Genomic DNA, 19,641 nt, shown 5'->3' on the forward strand with positions numbered 1-19,641 from the left:
CAAGGAGGCGCATCGATGCCGCGCGAAGCTACGCCTATCCAGGGCTCCAATGCCTTGTACGCTGCTTTTTTCGTACCTCTTGTCGGCGCGGTGCTCATGTCTGTCATTCCAGACTGGTCGGCGCGGACGGCCTCGTTCGCCATTACGGCAGGTTTGCTGAACATGGCGTTTGTCTTGATCATGAGAAGAACCCGGACGCTGGAGAAATCCCGCAAGCGAAAAGTGATTTTCGGCATCTCCCAATTCAATCTGTTTGTCCTTTTCATGCTGGGGATCGTCTGGAGGGTCTGGGACGGGGGGCTGCTGCTTGCAGCGGGACTATTGCTGCTGAACGTCGTTTGCGCTCTTGTCGGGTTGAAATTCCGGAGGTTCATTTTTCAGGAAGCGGCGAATCCTCTGACAAAAACCGGCCGGATCATTTATACGATCGGGCTCGCGGGCGCGGGAGCCGCAGGCATTCTCGGCTATTCGCTGGGAAATATTCTGGGTCAGAGTTTCTCGGGCAAGCTGCCTCTCCTTCTCACCCTCGCCTTTGTTCCCGTTTCCATTTATGTTCTGCTGGTGATTTATTCCGCTTGGAGCAAGGTAGATGATCCCGATTGGGATCCGACGGATGCAAAGGGCAGCTTCGGATCGGGCGCCTAGCATCCATGATGACGACAGGAGCGTGAAAAAATGACGGCTACGCCGGTGACATTGATTCCCATTGATTTGAACAATCCCATGGAAATGGAAGCTTTCTCGAACAAGCTGTTGATCGAATACGAGGACGGGGGCTCCAGCCTGAAGCCGGAGCACAGCCGTGAGCTGGCGCAGCTGATCCAGAACAAGTGGATCGGGCTGCAGGGCTATGCGCATGCCTACGCCCGTGACTGGGTGAACAACGAGGATATGGTGAAGCAGATCGGAGAGGATCTTGAAAAGGCCGAATCCCATGAGGAAGCGACAGAAGCGGTGCTCATTCATTTGCGCCGCTGGGGCAGGCAGGCTGCAGGCGACTTCATCGGCGCCTTCTGCTTCCTGGAAGCCAAGGCCGGGAGCGAGGGGGGAGATGACGCCATCATCGCCGAGATCCGCCGCACCGAACGGGCTTACGCCGGTTATCTGGCTGCCCATGAGCAGGAGCTGATCGTCGATGAATCCGCCAGCGGGCTGAATCCAGGGGATTCCCTCTACATTGCCCAGCCGCTCTTCCAGCATGCCCCGGGGTTCATGGACTGGCTGTTCGGAGCGATCGATATTTCCCTGCTCAACCGCAGGCCTCTGATCAAGGAAGCTCTCATCGCCGACAGCTTCGAGCAGCTGCTGCTGAAGACGCTTCTGGCCTCGGGGGGCGTCGTGGAGGAGGTTTCGCTGTTTGCCGCTTATTGCGCCTATCTGCTGGATCTGCCCCGGTTCTACCGTCTTGGCGAAGAGGCGGCATGATCGGCAAGCTCTTCCGTCGATATGAAGGCTGGAACGACCGCTGGTGGCAAGACTTGAACGATACATACAAGAGGTACAAAAAGGAGCATCGCAAGATGATCCGCAATAACCGGCAGGGAAATGAAGAGATGGTGCAGGCAGGCCATTTCTACCGGTTTTGGCTTGGAGAACGGGAGCTGAAGCCCGGGCAAAGGTTCTGGACCCGCTTCCTTTTCGATTGGCATTTCAGCCGCATGGAGTGGATCGAAGCGCGCATCTCCTTCCCCTTTTTCACCGTCATGACTTTGCTTGTGGCGGCCGTCCTCGGCATCGTGCTGCTGTTCGTCATTTAAACCAAGGAGGAACCCATAATGAAGAAAATCATTTCCTTGCTCGCTGCCGGCATGATCGCGGCAGTTGCCGTTCCCGCCGCCTCTCAAGCTGCTTCTCTGCCGCTGCGCATCGTCGTCAACGGGGAGAGGATCAGCCTGCCGGACGCGCAGCCTTTCGTGGACAGCAGCTCGCGCGCTCAGGTGCCGCTGCGCTTCGTCAGCCAGGCGCTCGGCGCCAAGGTCGACTGGAACAGCGGCGCGAAGCTTGCCTCTGTCTCGGCTGCCGGCATGAACGTAGCCGTGACGGTCGGCAAGAAAGAATACAAGGTCAACGGCGAGAAGAAGCTCATGGATACCGCCGCTCTCGTGAAGAGCAGCCGCACGTTCGTGCCGATCCGCTTCGTGAGCGAGGCTCTGGGCGCATCGGTCAATTGGGACAAGAAGATCAATACGATCTATATTGATACGACGGGAATCGGGACGGCGAAGCCTCCGGCGACGGGCGGAACCGGGGACGAAATCAATGCCAACGGCTTCGTCATCAAAAAGGAATATGAGTCGAAGCTTATGATCGACGTTTCGGAGCCGTCCGAAGTGAAGGAAGACGGAGGGGTCATCGTCCTCATTCTGCCTTTCGGATTGAAGGGTGCGGATTTCGAGAGGCAAATAGTTGAAGCCGAAGCGATCCTGAAGCAGAAAATCGAGGCCAAGACGGTGGATGCCATCATCGCATACGCGAAAAAGAAGACGAAGAGAGACATGGAGCTCGAAACGAAAAAATTCGAGGATGCGACCTACAAGGTGCTGGTCGGCTCCGCCTATTACAGCGACACAGCCATCACGGTCATGTTGAAAAAATACTAGCGGGCATGCGGGTGAAAAATGAAAAGAATCCTATCTATTTCTCTAGTCCTTGCGGCTGTTTCCAGCTTGTTCCCTTCGGCAGTCCCATCCTTCGCAGCAGCCCAGGGCGATCCTCCGGAGCGCGCGCTGACGAGCAGCTCCGATCCATCCGAAGTGCTGGCGGAGATCAACCGGGACATGTTCGATATTTACGGGCTGGAAAGCTATTTCCCGGAAAATACATCCAAGTTCGGACCTTACCGGAAGGATCTGATCCGGAACAAGCTGCAGGAATCGCAAAAGATCGATGGGCATTATGCCTTTGAAGTGGTATACGGGTCCGATCATGGCGACACGCTGATCCACATGAAGACTCCGGTGACGGAATATTCGGGCTATACGCTGGCCGGCTCCTCGGTTCCGACGGAAGGAACCCCTTGGTACGCGGGCTGGAGCGGCCACAAGATTCAGGATATGAAGATGATCGAGGAGCCTTGGCGCAAGGAAAAAGTGACCAACCGCTATTTCATCATGCCGAATCAGTTCAATAAGCGGGGCAATGGCTTCACGGATCGGAACGTTACGCTCGAGGATTCGATTCAGGAAGGGCTGAACAGGCTGTACGCAGGCAAGAAGTACAGCCAATTCATCTACAACCATCAAAATGAAGCGTATAAGGACCGAATCGTGTTCGACAAAGGCGCCAAACCGAGCCTGGGAGGAAAATGGCAGGATTATGTGCATGTATTTCAGCCTCCGACCCGGATCTCATGGGGCTACGGCATGGTCTTCATTGAAAATACGCCTGGTAGAATAACGTTTTTAAGCATCCCGATGGCGCCGTTCGATCTGGTCGGTCCTCCCGAAGCCGACTTGTCGGCCAGCTTCGAGCAGCTGCCATCGGCGGCCGTATCCGGCAGCGAGGTGAGAATCGGCGTCAGGGTGAAGTCGACGTTCAAGAATCAAGCAACGGCGCCCTTCTCCTGGAGTGTGGTCGAGACGGGAACAGACCGCTCGGTCCGAGGCGTCACATACTCGGTCAAAGGAGTGGAGGGACCCGCTCCAACCGGCCGAATCACGCTGAATCCAAATGGAGAATCGGTTCTCTATGCGACGTTCACCATGCCGGAGCGCGACGTCCGCGTCCAGTTTTCCGTCAACCGGGATGGAGATTCGCCGAAAGAAACCTACACGGCAAACAATTCCATCGACTCTCTTCCGAGAGCCGTGAAAAAAATCACGCCGATCGAGGTGGGCTATGACATCCTCTCCCGGCAGCTGGACTTCCCGCTGGCCAACGGAGCGGATATAACGGCTGTTCTCAGTCTCCCGGGCGGTTCCAACTACGCCTGGACCGGCAATGCGACCGGCGCTCTGAGCGTCTCGAACCAGGCGCCGGATCTGTACAGGCAGTTCCGGGACGACAATAATCCACCGGTAAACGAGGCGGGAACGATCATTACGCGCAACCCGCAGATCAAGGCGGTCGTCGACCGCAAGGACTTCGGCGACGACCCTGTCGGCGGCCGTTTCTTCAAGGGCGCCGAGCCGGCGTCGGCGGACCGGATCGGCAGCATCCTCTATTCCGGCGATGTCGTCCGGCCTTGGAAATACGAGTACGACTACTGCGCGGAAGCGGACGAGAACGGCGGCTGCAAGAGAATGGAAACCGAGCGGCAGACAGGGACGGCGTCGGCAAGCTTTGACGACGGCACCGATACGAAGGCTTTCCTCGTCAATATTTACAACGGCTCCAAAACTCTCGTGCAGCATAATTACGACCAAAAAATCGAGGGGAACCAGGACAAGACGGCTGAGCCCAAAAAGCTGTATTGGGAAAACGAAGCCTACAAATTCGACGTCGTCCGCTGGATGAAGGATGTCGATGCGGCCGGCAAGCCGATCAAGTGGACGGCCGTCGACGGCCGCTACGAGCGCAGCTTCACCCAGCAGGCGAGCGGGGAGCTGGACTGGGGCGTGAAAACCTCCATGGCCGACAGCTATAAGACGGCCAGAGAGGCGGCCAAGAACGGAGCGGGCAGCAAATCCAGCTATGACAAGGCCGTTTTCGCTACGGACCGCGAGCTGCAGAAGTTCGCCTATCCGATCAAGTCGGGCTACTACTTCAATCCCGCCGGAATCTACACGTTCAAGGTGAAGACGGTGACCTACAAGCCGACCCCGGACGATACGCAGGACCATAAAGACCTGGTCGAGGCGGCAACGGACTCGTTCCGCTACGGAACCGATCTGATGTACATCGACTCCGACAAGCGCGCGGTCAACATCCGGGGCGAGCAGCTATCCGCGAGCGGGGGAGGCTTCGAGCGCAAAATGGGCGTCTTGTCCGCCAAAAACAACAAGGGCGTGGACGGGAAAGAGCTGCTGACGGTCACCGGCAGGAGAGAAAGCAGCGACAGCTACAAGAAAACCGTGAGGGAAATCAAGTCCTCTGCAGCCCGGGAGCAAGACGGCGATGTCACGGATCCTTACTGGAAGAAAGTGATGGAGGGTTATTCCGAGTCGTCCACGGCGGGCAGCCAGAGCAGCTACCAATACCGCGAGTACGTGAAGAACGAAAAGATGTACGAGATCACGGAAACGACGACGGTGACCATTCAGATCAACAAGGACAATCTGCCGCTTTATACGCATGCCAATATGGCGAATGGCGGCTATGCGATCCGGGCCTGGGTCGAGGATATCGACCTGTCCAAAGAAAAACATGCCTATAACGTCCTTCCGGCCTTGAAGGGAATCAAGGAGCTGGACGTCGTCGGCATTACCGTGCAGGGCTCCATGCTGGATGATTTGAACAACTGAGATGAGGTTGAGGACGCCGGTCGATAAGACGGCGTCTATTTTTGTGAACGTCTATCAGCGGGTTGCGGCAGCAAATGGAATGGATCCCATTCATAGTTCTGGAGGTGGGCGGAAGGAATGAGACAGTCGGTTCATCTCGACCAATTGGCCAGCTTGTCGGATGGAATGAAGCGTCTTGCCGTTGCGCTGGATGAGTCGGCCTCAGGAGGAATGGCAGGGCTGGAGCGGATGGCGGACTCCATTCGATCCGAATATGGGGAAGCTTATGTCCAAGGCTCCGTAAGCCGGATGCAGGAGATTCATCGGGAAGCAAGCAGGCTGGCTGCGTATCTGGACGAGAAGACGCAGCGCCAGGCGGCAGAGCTGCGCCGAGCCGCAGAAGACTATGCGGATGCGGAGGAGAGGAATCGGAGGCTGATCCGTTCCTTGGCAGGCCGGAATGTCATGGAGATGCCTGCCATGGAATGGATGAAGATTGGACAGTACAGCGTGAAGGGGATGATGGATGGCTGGGCAAGGACAGAGCTGGCTAGGCTGTCGGCGACAGGTTCCCCTCCCCGGATAGAAGAGGACATTCAACGAAAAGAGCTGCAGGCGAAGGTTGAGGCTTACGTCAAAAGCATGCTGCCGCCGACACATTTGCCCGATGGAACGCTGATTACAGCCGCCAATAAAGAAAATGAGCTTACCTTTGCGTATTTTAATGAGCATGTGCTGGAAAAAGATAAAGAGTATATGAACGTTCAAGTCCCGTATACGGCTTATGTCGCCTGGGTGAGAACGATCTATGGGAGAAGCGGTTGGGAGCAGGCGCTGCATTTAAGCGAGGAATTTGTTCTCGGTCTGGGCACGGAAGTCATCACGAGCGTCATCGATATAGGCGAGTTGGCGATCGAGTTGGTGATCGACCCGGCCCAAATGACGAAAGAAGCGATCGATGCGGCCAAACGAACAGCAGCTGGCGCCGCGTATTTCATCCAGAATCCCGAAAAGGTTGTCGAAGTTGCCAACGAGGTCTATGCGGACTTCGAGCAGATGAGCCCGGAGGAGAAGGCGCAGGCGCTTGGAGCGATATCGACGATCCTCATACCTGGAGCAGCAATGACCAAGGTCACCAAAGCAGGCAAGGTAGTCGAAGGAATAACCGAGTTGACGAAAAAAGTAGATGGAGCGATACCAAAGGGATTGGACGGAATCTCATTCGGACCTGTCCCGGTGCCGGCAGGGCCAAGAATTCCAGCGGATTTAAGTCCAGGCAGGAATTTCGGAGCATTGCCTCGAACGCCAGTTCAGGACAACTTTCTGAGGCAGATGGAAATTTCTCGGAGTGAATTGGCTGATCTGGCTGCTGGGAATAAAGGGAACGTGGATGTTAAGGGGTCGGATTCTGATCGTTTTTGGAAGGTTGAGGGGACGGGTAAAGATCTACTGTCTTCCATTGGTAAATTTAATGATTCTAAATTAGAGTCTGATTATGAAAAGTATCTTGCACGCAAAACGAAAGAGGGAAAAACTTCACGAGATCGGTTAGAGTGGAAAGAAGCTAGGGACTACTGGCTGAATGATTCACCCATGGCAAGAGGTAATGCGTTTAATAAAAAAGCTGTAAAAGAGGATTGGTATCCAGTTAACGAACTTCATTTGAGTAATGGGAAACGATTGGATTCTTATGACCCGATTAAAGGAGAAATAATATCAAGAAAAGCCACAGATTTAGAAGTAATCGATATATCAACATTTGAAAGTTACTTAAAGGAATTGAAAAATAAGTATCCCTCAGGTACAGTTATTAGATCAAATGCATATCCAGAACTTGACAGGCTTCCACTCACAGGTAAACAAATACTTGAAATACCCATATCTAATAAAAATTTCAGTCAAATACAAGAGTACATCGAGTTGGCTAAGAGTAAATATGGCATTGAATTACGTTTCAGGGGGGAATAGCAATGTTGCAACTAAAACCAGAAATACGATCAGCATTAACAAATATGGATTTTATAGCTAAGTATAGAAACCTATCAGCAAAATATTCTTTTAATTCAGATGAGAGTTTTGAAGCATACGATAATAATGAAGTTTTAAATCTCTTTGCGGAGTTAGGTCTTAAAGCTAGCTTCGATAAGAAGGAGAAATTTTTTAAGGTTGTAGATGAAATAGACTCATCTAAGTTTCAATTTAATATCTCGCTGAAATATGGGCTTGTAGAGTTCATATGGGCAGTATGGAAAAATAATGAATTACAAACTGGGCTTCCATGGGGAATGTTAAAGCAATTATTAGATGATAAAGATGACGATAAAATTAATAAGCCAGTTTTTCGTAATTACAATGATCTAAAAGAGATATTAGAGGATGCATTTGCAATGTACAATGAATTTAAACGAGAGTTAGAACTAGTATACAGCAGCCAGTGAATAAAAGTTTGCCAAATCATTATATTTAATGAGGGGCTGCCCAGTGCCGAATGAGCCCATCATTCAACCAGTAACACACTTAGGAAATACCCATATAGAGATTTCGACATTTCGTTTGTACGCACAATAATGCTTGACAATTATAACCTAAATAACGCTAAAGCGTTACATAAAACAGGTCGATTATGGTCAGATACTACCATGATTGACCTGTTTTTTGTTATGTTCGCTTTCTTGCGGTTTTTTGAAATTTACTCGCAACTGTAGATTACCCTGTAGCGATAGTGAGGGAGAGGAAGACAGAATCGCACCTTTCAAGATGGATAGCACGACAACTATAGTAAAGGGAACTGCCATTGGAGTATAAAGAATTTATTAAAAAAAATAATGGCTGCATTCCAGAAATTCGTTCGTTCCGTTGCAATGATCATAGCTATGCCATAACTAGATTTTTACATTCTTGCAGAACCGAACCGAAAATGAGTTTGGCATATTTGATATTGACGCTACTAAATCTCAGCTTGACGAGAGATTGATCGATGATGAAGACTTGGTAGGAGTTGCTTTATTGCCGATTGCTATTCTATACGCTGGTGATTTTCTCTGCTTGGATTTCCGTGAATCTAGAAATAGCCCCAAAGTTTGCGTGTGGGATCTTGCTGATTCGGGTGAATTCGACCCCGTAAGCTACCATGTGGCGGATAGTTTTGGAGAATTCGTAACCATGTTGACGGAATAGAAGCAACTGAGAACGATTCATTCAGGAAGTGATCAGCTTCGCATCCGAGGGCATGCTGATCAACATCCTCTCCCATCACTCCGCGCCATGAGATCATTCCCGGCTGGAATCAGCTGCTTGCTGCGGAAGGAAGCGCCATGCCCGGCCGGAAGCGACGTCCGCCGCCTTCGCCGAGAAGAGCGAGCGGATCAGAGCCTGGCGGCAAGCGTACGTTGACAACGTTTCCAGCAGGCCGATATAATGAATTCAAGTTAATAGGGCGACGGAGAAAGGGAGGTCCGCATCAAGCGCTGTTTCATTGCAAACGGCAGCTTGACGCGGGCTTTTTCCTTTTTGCTGTCAGGAAGATGAGGGGCTATCAGTCCGATAAGGGGGGAAGACGGCATGGCCTTCAAGGGACAGCTGATCCTGCCGGCTATCCGCAAGCCGAAGGATCTGGAGAAGCTCATGGGCTTCTCCTATGAATACATCGTTCTGCTCGACAGCCACATCAGCCAGCTGAAGCCGATCCTTGATCTGGCGAGGTCCGGCGGCAAGCAGCTGCTCATTCACGCCGATCTTATCGAAGGGCTCAAGAACGACGAGCACGCGGCGGAATTCCTGTGCCAGATCATAAGGCCGGCGGGAATACTCTCCACGAGGGCGAGCGTCATCGCGAAGACCAGGCAGAATGGCCTGCTCGCCATCCAGCGGGTATTTCTGCTCGACTCCGGCGCGCTGAACAAGAGCTATGCGCTGCTGGAGCGCTCGCAGCCCGATTACATCGAGGTGCTGCCGGGAGTCATCCCGGATATGATCGCCGAGGTGAAGGAGAGGACCGGCATTCCTATCTTCGCCGGAGGGCTGATCCGCTCGGTATGGGATGTGGAGAAGGCGACGGCGGCCGGAGCGGCGGCGGTCACGACTTCGCGCGTGGAGCTGTGGAAGCATTTTGACCGGACCGGCGAACCGGCGTCGCCGCTGGAATAGGCGGGCCGCTGAAAAACAAGCGAAAGGCGCGGAATCGTTCTGGGAATACGGGGACAACAGCGATCGGAAGAATGATCCGCGAATGCAGCGACAACTTTTCCAGTGGCCCCTTGGAATAGGCAGGGGATTTTTGCGGCTATATAAGATGAACTAGCGCTGAGGAATACATTTAGTTGCAGAGGAAAAGGAGGAGAAGTGATGAGCGATACCTATATCCTGTCCATCGATCAGGGAACGACCAGCACGCGAGCAGTCGTCGTCGGCCGCGGCGGCGAGTTCGTGACATCGGCTCAGCAGGAGATCACCCAGCATTATCCCCGTCCGGGCTGGGTGGAGCATGACGCAAGCGAGATCTGGGTGTCCGTGCTGGGGGTCATGGCAGCGGCGCTCTCCAAGGCGAGCCTGCGCCCTGATCAGATCGAGGCGATCGGCATCACCAACCAGCGGGAGACGGCGGTCGTCTGGGACCGCCATACCGGCAATCCGGTTCATCGCGCCGTCGTCTGGCAATCCAGGCAGACAGCGGACATTTGCGAGGAGCTGCGCCAAGCCGGACATGAGCGGCTGTTCCGCTCCAAGACGGGCCTCCTGATCGATCCGTATTTCTCCGGCACGAAGGTGAAGTGGATTCTGGATCATGTCGACGGAGCGAGGGAGAGGGCGGAGCGCGGCGAGCTGCTGTTCGGAACGATCGACAGCTGGCTCATCTGGAAGCTGACCGGCGGTGCTTCCCATGTGACGGACTACACCAACGCTTCAAGGACGCTTCTCTTCAATATCCACGAAATGAAATGGGATGGGGAGCTGCTGGAAGCTCTAGGTGTTCCCCCTGCGATGCTTCCCGAAGCGAGGCCTTCGTCCGGCGTATTCGGCCATACGGTTCCGCATCACTTCTTCGGCTGCAGGATCCCGATTGCGGGCGTCGCCGGAGACCAGCAGGCCGCGCTGTTCGGTCAGGCCTGCTTCGAGGAGGGAATGACCAAGAACACGTACGGGACCGGCTGCTTCATGCTGATGCATACCGGCTCCAAGCCCGTGAGATCGTCTCACGGCCTGCTCACGACGGTCGCATGCTGCGCGGAGGGCGAGGAGCCGCAGTATGCGCTGGAGGGCAGCGTCTTCGTCGCCGGATCGGCCGTGCAGTGGCTGCGGGACGGGCTGCGCATGATCAAGTCGGCTGCCGACAGCGAGGCGTATGCCGCGCGGGTGACCTCGACCAAAGGCGTCTATGTCGTGCCGGCCTTTGTCGGGCTCGGGACTCCCTACTGGGACAGCGAGGCGCGCGGGGCGGTGTTCGGTCTGACGAGCGGAGCGGAGAAGGAGCATTTCATCCGCGCCGTGCTGGAGTCGCTGGCCTATCAGTCCAAGGACGTCATCGCCGCCATGGAAGAGGATTCCGGCATGCCGCTCGCCTCGCTGCGGGTGGACGGCGGCGTCGTGAAGAACGATTTTCTCATGCAGTTCCAAAGCGATATTCTGGGCGTGCCGGTAGAGCGTCCGGAAATCAACGAAACGACGGTGCTTGGCGCAGCCTATCTCGCTGGACTTGCCGTCGGGTATTGGAAGGACCGCTCGGAGGTGGGCGGAAGCTGGAGGATGAACCGCCGCTTCGAGCCCGCGATGGAGGCGGAGGAGAGGGACGGCCTCTACGCGGGGTGGAAAAAAGCCGTTGCGGCAACTCGGGCTTTCCATTAGCGCGCTATTCTGGTACGCTTGAAGCAAGTTAATATCGGCCTGTAGATATCGGAGAACGCCGCAAGCGTCCGGCTGCCCTTTTATGGAGCAGCCCGGACGGCTTGCGGCTTTTTATTTGGAGCTTAGAGGGAATGGATTCGAGGAGGCTAATATGGAAACCCGATTTTCAGCGTTGGATAGAGGCTCGCTGCTGAAGGAGCTGTCGGAAGAAACCTGGGATGTGCTCGTCATCGGAGGCGGAATTACAGGCGCGGGCATCGCGCTGGACGCGCAGTCGAGAGGAATGAAGACGGCGCTGATCGAGATGCAGGATTTCGCTGCGGGCACCTCCAGCCGCTCGACCAAGCTGGTCCATGGCGGCCTCCGCTACCTGAAGCAATTCGAGGTGAAGATGGTGGCCGAGGTCGGACGCGAGCGGGCGGTCGTCTACGAGAACGGTCCTCATGTGACGACGCCGGAGTGGATGCTGCTGCCGATCTACAAGGGAGGCACGTTCGGCAAGCTCTCCACCTCCATCGGGCTGGCGGTCTATGACCGGCTGGCGGGCGTCAAGCTGCGCGAGCGGAGGCGGATGCTCGGAGTCGAGGCGGCGTTGGCCAAGGAGCCGCTGCTCAGGAAAGAGGGCCTCAAGGGCGGCGGCTATTATGTCGAGTACCGGACCGACGACGCGCGTCTGACCATCGAGGTGATGAAAAAAGCAGCCGAGCTCGGTGCGAAGGCCGTCAACTACGTGAAGGCGGAAGAGCTGCTCTACGAGAACGGCCGCATCTGCGGCGTCCGCGCGGCGGACGTGATCGGCGGACGGGCTTGCGTCGTAAAGGCCCGGCATATCGTCAACGCGACCGGCCCGTGGGTGGACGGCATCCGCGAGCTGGACGGGTCCCGGCAGGGCAAGACGCTGCGCCTCACCAAGGGAATCCATCTCGTTTTCGACGGCAGCCGTTTTCCGCTGCGCCAGGCCGTCTACTTCGATACGCCGGACGGCCGCATGATGTTCGCCATTCCCCGCGACGGCAAAACGTATGTCGGTACGACCGACACCGATTACGACGGAGACGCCGCCGCGCCGAAGATGACGGAAGCCGACCGGAAGTATGTCGTGGAGGCGGCGGCAGCGATGTTCCCGTCGCTCGGACTGACCGAGGCCGACGTGGAGTCCAGCTGGGCGGGACTGCGGCCGCTCATCTACGAGGAGGGCAAGTCTCCCTCCGAGGTATCGCGCCGCGACGAGGTGTTCCGCTCGGACTCCGGCCTGCTCACGATCGCCGGAGGCAAGCTGACCGGCTACCGGCGGATGGCGGAGACGGTGACGGATATGCTCGCGGCCGAGCTTGGACGCGAGAGCGGACGGAAGTATCCGAGATGCCGCACGAAGGATATCCCGTTGTCGGGCGGCGATGTCGGAGGCTCATCCGGCTTCCCCGGCTTCCGCAAGCAGTCGGAGGCGATGGGCCGGATGCAGGGCTTGTCCGGATCGGCTGCGGCGCTGATTGCCGGCCGCTACGGCAGCAATGCCGGCACCGTGTACTCGCTGCTGCCGGGAGCCGGCGAGCGCCCGCCGGCCTTGCGGATCGGAGGAGCGGACAAGCTGCCGCCGGAGATCCATGCCGCTCTGCTGTACGCGATCCGGCACGAGATGGCGGCCAAGCCCGCGGACTTCCTGATCCGCCGGACCGGAGCGTTGTTCTTCGACCGGGCGAGCGCGCTGCAGTGGAAGGACGCAGCTGCGGCGGTCATGGCTCGCGAGCTCGGATATGGCGAAGAGACGATGGAGACATTCATGGCGGAGCTGGAGACGGAGCTGCGGGACGCAGTCGATGCCAGGCCGGATTCGGCAGGCCGGACGGGATGACGCCGGTCGTTTGAAAGCCGGAAAAAGGCTGGAGAAGTTCGCTAAGTCACATCCTAGGACCCGGACCGAATGCCGGGGCAAGCCTGGAAGGCGGCAGCTGGCTGTCCAGAGGGAAGTATTCGCAGCAATTCATGGTCTCGGGGAAGGTGTCGAAAAAGTTCACATCAGCCTTTCTCATATCCATAGGCGTAGTTGGGATGACCGGGAACCCGGAGCTCCTCCACATGGACGACGGATGTGCCAAATAGAGGATGTTCGGTTCGATGACGGCATGCATGGCATCCAGCTCCTTCTTCGCGAGATGCCAAAACCGTACCATGGAAAGCCGGCTTCGCGCGGAACCGGGGATGAAAGCGCAAGATTGCATAAAACGGCGCCATGGCGCGCCTTCCAATTCCTTGGAAGGCGCGCCTGTTGTTTCACTGCTTTTTTTTCATCGGGGGGAAAAACGGGGTGCCAATTCAGGAAATATATACAATTCGGAGTGTCGGAATGTGTATAATAGAATAGGTTTATAGATCACGGACCATAGATTCATATACATATTTCAAAGGAGTCATTCAAATGTCCCAACAAATTCTCAGGCCGATGGGAATCGGCCGCATCCTTGACCGAAGCTTCCAGCTCTACCGCACGCATTTCGTGACGCTGGCCATCCTTATGCTCGTCATGTACGGGCCGACGCTGCTGCTGGCAAGCGCCTTGATCGGGAATTCGGGAAGCGAATACGGCAGCCTGATCGAGCAGCTCCGATCCGGCAACGGCCTTGAGTCCTATCTCGAAACGACCATGGAGACGGAGAGCTCGGACATGTCCGCCGCGACGGTGCTGTTCGGCATTCTCGGCATCCTCCTCACGGCGCTGCTGTCGCCGGTCGTCATCGGCGCGATCGTCCATCTGGTGCGGGCGCAGGTCGACGGGGAGCCGATACCTGGACCGGGCGAGCTGTTGAAGCGCAGCTTCCGCCGCTTCTGGCAGCTGATCGGCAGCTCCCTGCTGTTCGGCTTCATCAGCATGGGCTTGTACTTGCTGCTTGCAGCCGTATTTGCGCTTGTATTCGGCATCCTGGTGGCTGCTGCCCTCAACGGAGGCGGCTCTGGCACTTCGGCAGGATTAATTATCCTCATGATCATCGCGATTCCCGTTCTCGTAATCGGCATCTCCTTTTTCGTGCTCCGCTGGTCCTACTTCCTTCCCTTTGTCGCCCTCGGCGAGGAAGGCGTCGGCATCGGCCGCAGCTGGAGGGTGACCAAGGGCAGCTTCTGGAGGCTGCTGCTCATGTATATCGTGGTCGGCATCATCCTTTACATCCTTACGATTGTCCTCGGGTTGATCACGGGCCTGTTCGGCGGAGGCGTCCTCTCGCAAATCCTGTACGGATTGGTGACCATCGTGATCGGATCCATGTGGATCCTTCCTTATGCCGTCAGCTTCTTCGATCTGCGAGTGCGCCGCGAGGGCTATGGATTGGATTCGCTGCTTGACGGCAATCCGGCCTATCCGGGCATGACACCTCCGCCGCCGCCGGCTTCCTGGAACAACGAAGGGCCGCCGGACAACCGTCCATGAACGAAAGGGAACAGCTGGAGGACATCCTCTCCGGCAGCGAATACGAGGCCTATCGCAATCAAGGCGGCGGATTTTCCGTTTGGGACTGGCTGCTCGAGAAGATCGGCCGGTTCCTGAGCTGGCTTCTGCCTGATCTTAAGCCCGGCGAAGGCACGCTCAACGTCTTCGCTCTGGTTCTGGTGCTTGCGCTCGCGGGTCTGCTCGCCTGGATCGGCGTCCTGCTCGCGCGGCGCTATGCGGGCGGAGGCAGGCTGCGCTCCAGAGACTATATGGCTTCCGGAGAGGCAAGCCGCTCCTGGGAGCATTACTGGGCGCAGGCGGAGAGGCATGCGGAGCTGGGAGCCTGGAGAGACGGAGTCAGGGCTGTTTTCCTGGCCCTTCTTTTTTATCTGGAGCAAAGAAACCGGCTCCGGGTCGAGCCTTGGAAAACGAACCGCGAATATGCGGAGGAGCTGGCGGAGTCCAATGCCGGAACCGCTGCCGGCTTCCTCCAGGCTGCGATTGCTTTCGAGCGCAGCTGGTATGGCCGCGGCGAAGTGACGGGCGGGCAGCTGGAGGCATTCCGCAGGCAGGCTGAGTCGCTCATGAAGGAAGCGGGTGATCCGGAGCGATGAAAATAAACAAGCGTTATGCGGCGCTGCTGGCTTGCGCAGTCCTGTTCGTCTGCATCGGCCTGTGGATCGCCAAGCCCTCGGTCAAGGACCAGCCGCCATGGCTCAGCTTCTCGGCCGACACGGACGGGCTGAAGGGCTGGCGCGAGCTGGTGGAGTCCAGACAGCCCCGTACGAGCGAATGGAAGCTGCGCTGGGAACGCCTCCCGGAAGGGAGCAACCAGCTGCTCGTCGTCGCAGAGCCGCTCGGCGTGGGGCCGGAGGAATGGCAAGCCCTCAAGAGCTGGATCCATGCCGGCAATCATTTGATTGTTCTCGACAGCAAGCCTGACGGCCTGTTCGGATTCGACACGGCCGATATCGAGAAGCCGGACTCTTCGGCTGCAGCCGCGGATATCGGAGGCAGATCCGGCAAGAGCGTCTCGGAGGAGGCAGCGGCGCCCGTGCCAGTCGAGGCTCCGCTGCTCGAAGGCCGGAGCGGACTCGCGGCGCTGGCCTTGAGTCCGGTGCGCATCATGCCGGGCCAAGGAGACGAGGTGCTCGTCTCCGACAAGCAAGGCGTGCTTGCGAGCCGGATGAAGGTGGGCAGCGGCAGCGCGACGCTCGTGCTGGAGCCGGAATGGCTGCAGAACGGCGAGGCGCTGAAGGCTTCTCATCTCGATCTGATGTGGCCGCTGTTCGCCGAGGAGAGGACATCGGTTCTGTTTGACGAAACCCATCACGGCTACGGAGTGAGGCCAGGCCTGTTCGCCCTTTACCCGGCTTGGCTGCTGCTGGTCAGCATCCAGCTCGCGGCGGCGCTCGCGCTGTGGCTGTGGCTGAAGGGCAAGCGGTTCGGACCGGTTCACGTTCCGAGAGAATGGACCGTTCGCCGAGGCGATGAGACCATTCGCGCGCTCGCGGTCTGGTACCGCCGCAGCGGCTTGATGGAGGATGCGCTGGGACATGGGCGCCAGCGGCTGAGGCAGCTGCTCGCCCAGCGCTGGGGGCTTGGTCCGGGCACCTCGCCCGCGCAGGCGGCAGCAGCGGCGCGAAGCCGCTGGAGCGCGGAGGATGCGCGGCGGCTGGAGCAGGCGCTGCAGCCGCTGCCGCTGCCGCCCGGAAGAGGCAAGGCGGCAAGGCAGGAATTCATGCGGCGATCAAGAGACAACGCGGAGCTGACAGCTATGCTCGAGAGCGGCAGGCAGCCCGGAAGGGGAGATAGACAATGAACGATATCATCACTTCGCTGGAACGGCGGATTTATGGACAGAAGCGCAACATCCGCCTGCTCGTGACGGCGCTCGTCGCCGGCGGCCACGTGCTGCTGGAGGGGGTGCCCGGCCTCGGCAAGACAAGCCTGGCGCGGGAGCTGGCGGCTGCGTCGGGCTGCGGCTGGAGACGGATCCAGTTCACGCCCGACCTGATGCCGGGAGACATTACCGGCAGCGTCACCTACAATATGCAGGATCAGTCGTTTTCCACCGTCAAGGGACCTGTATTCACGAACGTGCTGCTCGCCGACGAGATCAACCGGTCCGGGCCGAAAACCCAGGCGGCGCTGCTGGAAGCGATGGAAGAGCGCCAGGTGACGATCCAGGGCACGACCTATCCGCTTGCGGAGCCCTTCTTCGTCGTGGCGACCCAGAATCCGGTTGAATATGAAGGAACCTATCCGCTGCCGGAAGCGCAGCTTGACCGCTTTTTGTTCAAGCTGATCCTGGACTATCCAGGCGAGGAAGCGGAGATCGAGATTTTGAAAGGAAACCGGAGTCCCGGTGCCGCCAAGGAGCTTGATGCCCCTGTTGCTGCCGCCGAGGAAATCGTGGCGCTGCAGCAGCAGCTGAGCAGCGTCGTTGTCGAGGACTCCATCTATGCGTATGCGGCGGCGCTGGTCCGGCTGACCCGGACGCTGGAGGGCGTGCAGCTGGGAGCAAGCCCCCGCGCCGGCATCTCCCTGATCCGTGCAGCGTCGGCGTGGGCGCTGCTGGAAGGCCGCGCCTACGTCACTCCCGACGATATCAAGGAGATGGCGCTTCCGGTGCTGAGGCACAGGCTGATGCTGACGCCGCAGGCAGAACTGGAGGGCATGACGAGTGAAAGCATCGTCCGGCAGACGCTGGCCACTGTCCCGGTTCCTCGCTAGGCGGCTGCGGCGGTTCATCCTGCCGACGCGCCGCATGGTCTGGCTGGCCGCAGCGGGCGCGGCTCTGCCGGTTGCAGCGGCTGCAGCGGGCGCATCGCCATGGCCGCCTTTCATCCTATGGTGGGGACTGCTTGCCGCCGCCGGCACCTGCGATCTGCTGCTGCTTCCGCGCCGGGGCGACTGGAGCGTGAAGCGGCAGCTGCCGGAGAGCGCCGAGATCCGCAAGGAATTCGAAGCCGTGCTTGACATTCGCTGCCGCTCCAAGCAGGCCGTGCGGGTAAGGCTGGCGGATGATCTGCCTTCATCCTTCCGCTCGGAGCCTGCAACTCCCGAGGGAAGGATTCAGGGCAACGGACGCCTTCATGCCAGAATGGCGGCTTCCGAGCGCGGCCGCTACCGGCTCGAGAGCATCGATCTGCGCTGGAGCGGCGGCCTTGGCCTGTGGGAGCGGCAGACGCAGCTCTCCGAGGAGAGCGAGATCCGGATCGATCCGGATCTGTCCGGCGTGCGGGATGTGCTGAATTCCGCCCAGGACTCGCTGCTCATCGACGGGCAGCGCTTATACAAGAGGCAGCGCGGAGGCACGGAGTTCGACTCCATCCGCGAGTACGCCTTCGGGGACGACATCCGCGAGGTGAACTGGAGAGCGACGGCGCGGGCCGGCAAGCTGCTGACCAATCTGTATCGCCCGGAGAAAGGCAAGACGGTCGCGATCCTGCTCGACTGCGGGCGCCAGATGGGCGTCGAGCTGGACGATCAGGTCAAGCTCGACCGCACGCTGGAAGCGGCTCTTGCCGTAGCCGCGGCGGCCTTGAAGCAGGACGATCAGGTCGCCCTCATCGCTTATTCGAGCCGGGTGAAGCTGTATTTGCCTCCGGGACGGGGACTGGCCCATCTTCAGGCGATGACGAGGGCAGTCAGCGATCTGCGCAGCGACTACGAGGAGTCGGGCGCAGGCGTCGGACTCGGCTATCTGCTGCACAGGCTGAGGCGCCGCTCGTTCGCCGTGCTGTTCTCCGACATGGACCATTACCGCCATGATCCCGAGCTGCTGCCTTATGCGGCCAGGACGAAGAGGAGCCACCATCTGCTGCTGCTGTCCATCCGCAATCCCGTGCTGCATGAACTCGAAAAAGCCCGCCCGGAGGATGTCCAGGGGGCTTATGTCCAGTCGATCGCGGCCAAGGAGAACGGAGAGCGCCAGCTGCTGTCGCGCAAGCTGGCAGGCAGCGGCATTCCGCTTGTCGACGCGCCGGCCGACAGGCTGGCCGTGACCGCGGTCAACGCCTATCTGGAATCGCGGGAGCGGGGCGCATTTTGACCGTTCCGAGCACGTAATACGCGGCAAGGACGGCCAGCGTGAGCAGCGAGACGGCGTATTTGATCCATAGCGGCATGTAGACCGGCGTGATGTAGCCTTCGATCAGGCCGGCGACGACGAAGAGCGGCACGGAGCCGATCAGCAGCAGCGCGGATTCCTTGGCGGCTTGCAGGAAGACCAGCTTTCGCGGAAGCTCGCCGGGCACGAAGAACCGATACCCCATGTAGAGGCCGGCTCCGCCGGCGATGAAGATGGCCGTCAGCTCGATGATGCCATGCGGCAGGATATAGGCCCAGAACGTGTAGCTGTAGCCTTCCCTCGCGAATACGGCGGCAAGAGCTCCGATCAGGAGGCCGTTGTAGACCATCAGGTAGATGGTGCCGATGCCCAAGGTGATGCCGCTCAGGAAAGCCATGACCGCGACGCGGATGTTGTTGGTCATGATCGTCGTGGACATGATCGGACTGTGCACGTCTCCGCGGTCGCTGTTCGTCTTGGAAGGATCGATCGCATCGGACATGCCGGCCGGAAGGACGGAGTGGACGGCCATCGGATCCTGCCAGACCGACAAGTAGCCGAGCAGTCCTCCGAGCAGGAACAGCAGCGTTGCCGCTCCGATGAACCATCTCCGCTGCCGCACGAGATGGGGAAAGCCCGTCCGGAAGAAGCTGCCGAGCCGGCTGCTTCCTTCTCCGGCTCCATGCATCGTGTTATGGGCGCGGGAGACGAGATCGTTGAGATTCGCGGCAGTTTCGCTGCCGGGAGCGTGAGTCTGCAGGTACGCCAGGTGGGACGATGCCGAGCGGTACAGCTCATGGAAGCGGTCCAGCTGCTCGGCCGGCGCCCGCTTGCCGCGTCCCTCCAGCAGCGTAAGCAGGCCGTCGAGCTCGGACCATTGGCTTTTGTTGCGGCGGATGAAGGCTGTTATTTCCATCAAGGTT

General features: G+C 58.2%; 17 protein-coding genes. 16 read left to right on the plus strand and 1 reads right to left on the minus strand.

Going from position 1 to position 19,641, the window contains the following annotated elements:
- Positions 1-15: 15 nt before the first annotated feature.
- The 16 genes from ACLBWT_RS08640 to ACLBWT_RS08715 all read left to right on the plus strand — a co-directional run bounded on the left by ACLBWT_RS08640 (position 16) and on the right by ACLBWT_RS08715 (position 18,700).
- Positions 16-645 carry a hypothetical protein gene (locus ACLBWT_RS08640; RefSeq protein ID WP_447662651.1) on the plus strand — a complete coding sequence of 210 codons (630 nt, stop codon included), beginning with the start codon at positions 16-18 and terminating at the stop codon, positions 643-645.
- 30 nt (positions 646-675) lie between these two features.
- Positions 676-1,425, plus strand: coding sequence for a hypothetical protein (locus ACLBWT_RS08645; RefSeq protein WP_447662652.1), 750 nt, complete (start codon positions 676-678; stop codon positions 1,423-1,425).
- On the plus strand, positions 1,422-1,757 hold the full coding sequence (locus ACLBWT_RS08650; RefSeq protein ID WP_447662653.1) for a hypothetical protein: 336 nt from the start codon (positions 1,422-1,424) through the stop codon (positions 1,755-1,757). Before ACLBWT_RS08645 ends, ACLBWT_RS08650 begins: the two co-directional genes overlap by 4 nt.
- An 18-nt stretch (positions 1,758-1,775) precedes the next feature.
- Positions 1,776-2,600: a copper amine oxidase N-terminal domain-containing protein gene (locus ACLBWT_RS08655; RefSeq protein ID WP_447662654.1), complete on the plus strand. Its 825-nt coding sequence runs from the start codon at positions 1,776-1,778 to the stop codon at positions 2,598-2,600.
- Between the two features lie 18 nt (positions 2,601-2,618).
- The gene (locus tag ACLBWT_RS08660) at positions 2,619-5,402 is read left to right on the plus strand and encodes a hypothetical protein (RefSeq protein WP_447662655.1); all 2,784 of its coding nucleotides are present in this window, start codon (positions 2,619-2,621) and stop codon (positions 5,400-5,402) included.
- A gap of 117 nt (positions 5,403-5,519) precedes the next feature.
- Positions 5,520-7,349, plus strand: a complete 1,830-nt coding sequence (locus ACLBWT_RS08665; protein ID WP_447662656.1) for a WXG100 family type VII secretion target — start codon at positions 5,520-5,522, stop codon at positions 7,347-7,349.
- Between the two features lie 2 nt (positions 7,350-7,351).
- Positions 7,352-7,819 carry a hypothetical protein gene (locus tag ACLBWT_RS08670; protein ID WP_447662657.1) on the plus strand — a complete coding sequence of 156 codons (468 nt, stop codon included), beginning with the start codon at positions 7,352-7,354 and terminating at the stop codon, positions 7,817-7,819.
- A gap of 460 nt (positions 7,820-8,279) precedes the next feature.
- Entirely contained in the window at positions 8,280-8,558 is a 279-nt protein-coding gene (locus ACLBWT_RS08675) for an SMI1/KNR4 family protein (protein WP_447662658.1), read from the plus strand.
- A 384-nt stretch (positions 8,559-8,942) separates the two neighbouring features.
- Positions 8,943-9,527: a glycerol-3-phosphate responsive antiterminator gene (locus ACLBWT_RS08680; protein ID WP_447662659.1), complete on the plus strand. Its 585-nt coding sequence runs from the start codon at positions 8,943-8,945 to the stop codon at positions 9,525-9,527.
- Positions 9,528-9,725: 198 nt separating this feature from the next.
- Entirely contained in the window at positions 9,726-11,222 is a 1,497-nt protein-coding gene (gene glpK, locus ACLBWT_RS08685; protein WP_447662660.1) for a glycerol kinase GlpK, read from the plus strand.
- A 151-nt stretch (positions 11,223-11,373) separates the two neighbouring features.
- Positions 11,374-13,074 (plus strand): glycerol-3-phosphate dehydrogenase/oxidase, encoded by a 1,701-nt coding sequence (locus ACLBWT_RS08690; RefSeq protein WP_447662661.1) that lies wholly within the window; start codon positions 11,374-11,376, stop codon positions 13,072-13,074.
- 564 nt (positions 13,075-13,638) lie between these two features.
- On the plus strand, positions 13,639-14,643 hold the full coding sequence (locus tag ACLBWT_RS08695) for a hypothetical protein (protein ID WP_447662662.1): 1,005 nt from the start codon (positions 13,639-13,641) through the stop codon (positions 14,641-14,643).
- Positions 14,640-15,257 (plus strand): DUF4129 domain-containing protein, encoded by a 618-nt coding sequence (locus tag ACLBWT_RS08700; protein WP_447662663.1) that lies wholly within the window; start codon positions 14,640-14,642, stop codon positions 15,255-15,257. Before ACLBWT_RS08695 ends, ACLBWT_RS08700 begins: the two co-directional genes overlap by 4 nt.
- Complete coding sequence (locus ACLBWT_RS08705; RefSeq protein ID WP_447662664.1) at positions 15,254-16,465, plus strand: DUF4350 domain-containing protein; 1,212 nt, start codon at positions 15,254-15,256, stop codon at positions 16,463-16,465. Before ACLBWT_RS08700 ends, ACLBWT_RS08705 begins: the two co-directional genes overlap by 4 nt.
- Positions 16,462-17,379 (plus strand): AAA family ATPase, encoded by a 918-nt coding sequence (locus ACLBWT_RS08710; protein WP_447662665.1) that lies wholly within the window; start codon positions 16,462-16,464, stop codon positions 17,377-17,379. The genes ACLBWT_RS08705 and ACLBWT_RS08710 overlap by 4 nt, the downstream gene beginning before the upstream one ends.
- Entirely contained in the window at positions 17,330-18,700 is a 1,371-nt protein-coding gene (locus ACLBWT_RS08715) for a DUF58 domain-containing protein (RefSeq protein WP_447662666.1), read from the plus strand. Before ACLBWT_RS08710 ends, ACLBWT_RS08715 begins: the two co-directional genes overlap by 50 nt.
- On the opposite strand, the gene ACLBWT_RS08720 is transcribed toward ACLBWT_RS08715, so the two are convergent.
- A complete protein-coding gene (locus ACLBWT_RS08720; protein ID WP_447662667.1) occupies positions 18,660-19,634 on the minus strand; it encodes a stage II sporulation protein M in 975 nt (324 codons plus the stop codon). The two genes, ACLBWT_RS08715 and ACLBWT_RS08720, sit on opposite strands and share 41 nt — an antisense overlap.
- Positions 19,635-19,641: the final 7 nt, after the last annotated feature.

The organism is Paenibacillus sp. D51F (assembly GCF_053345695.1).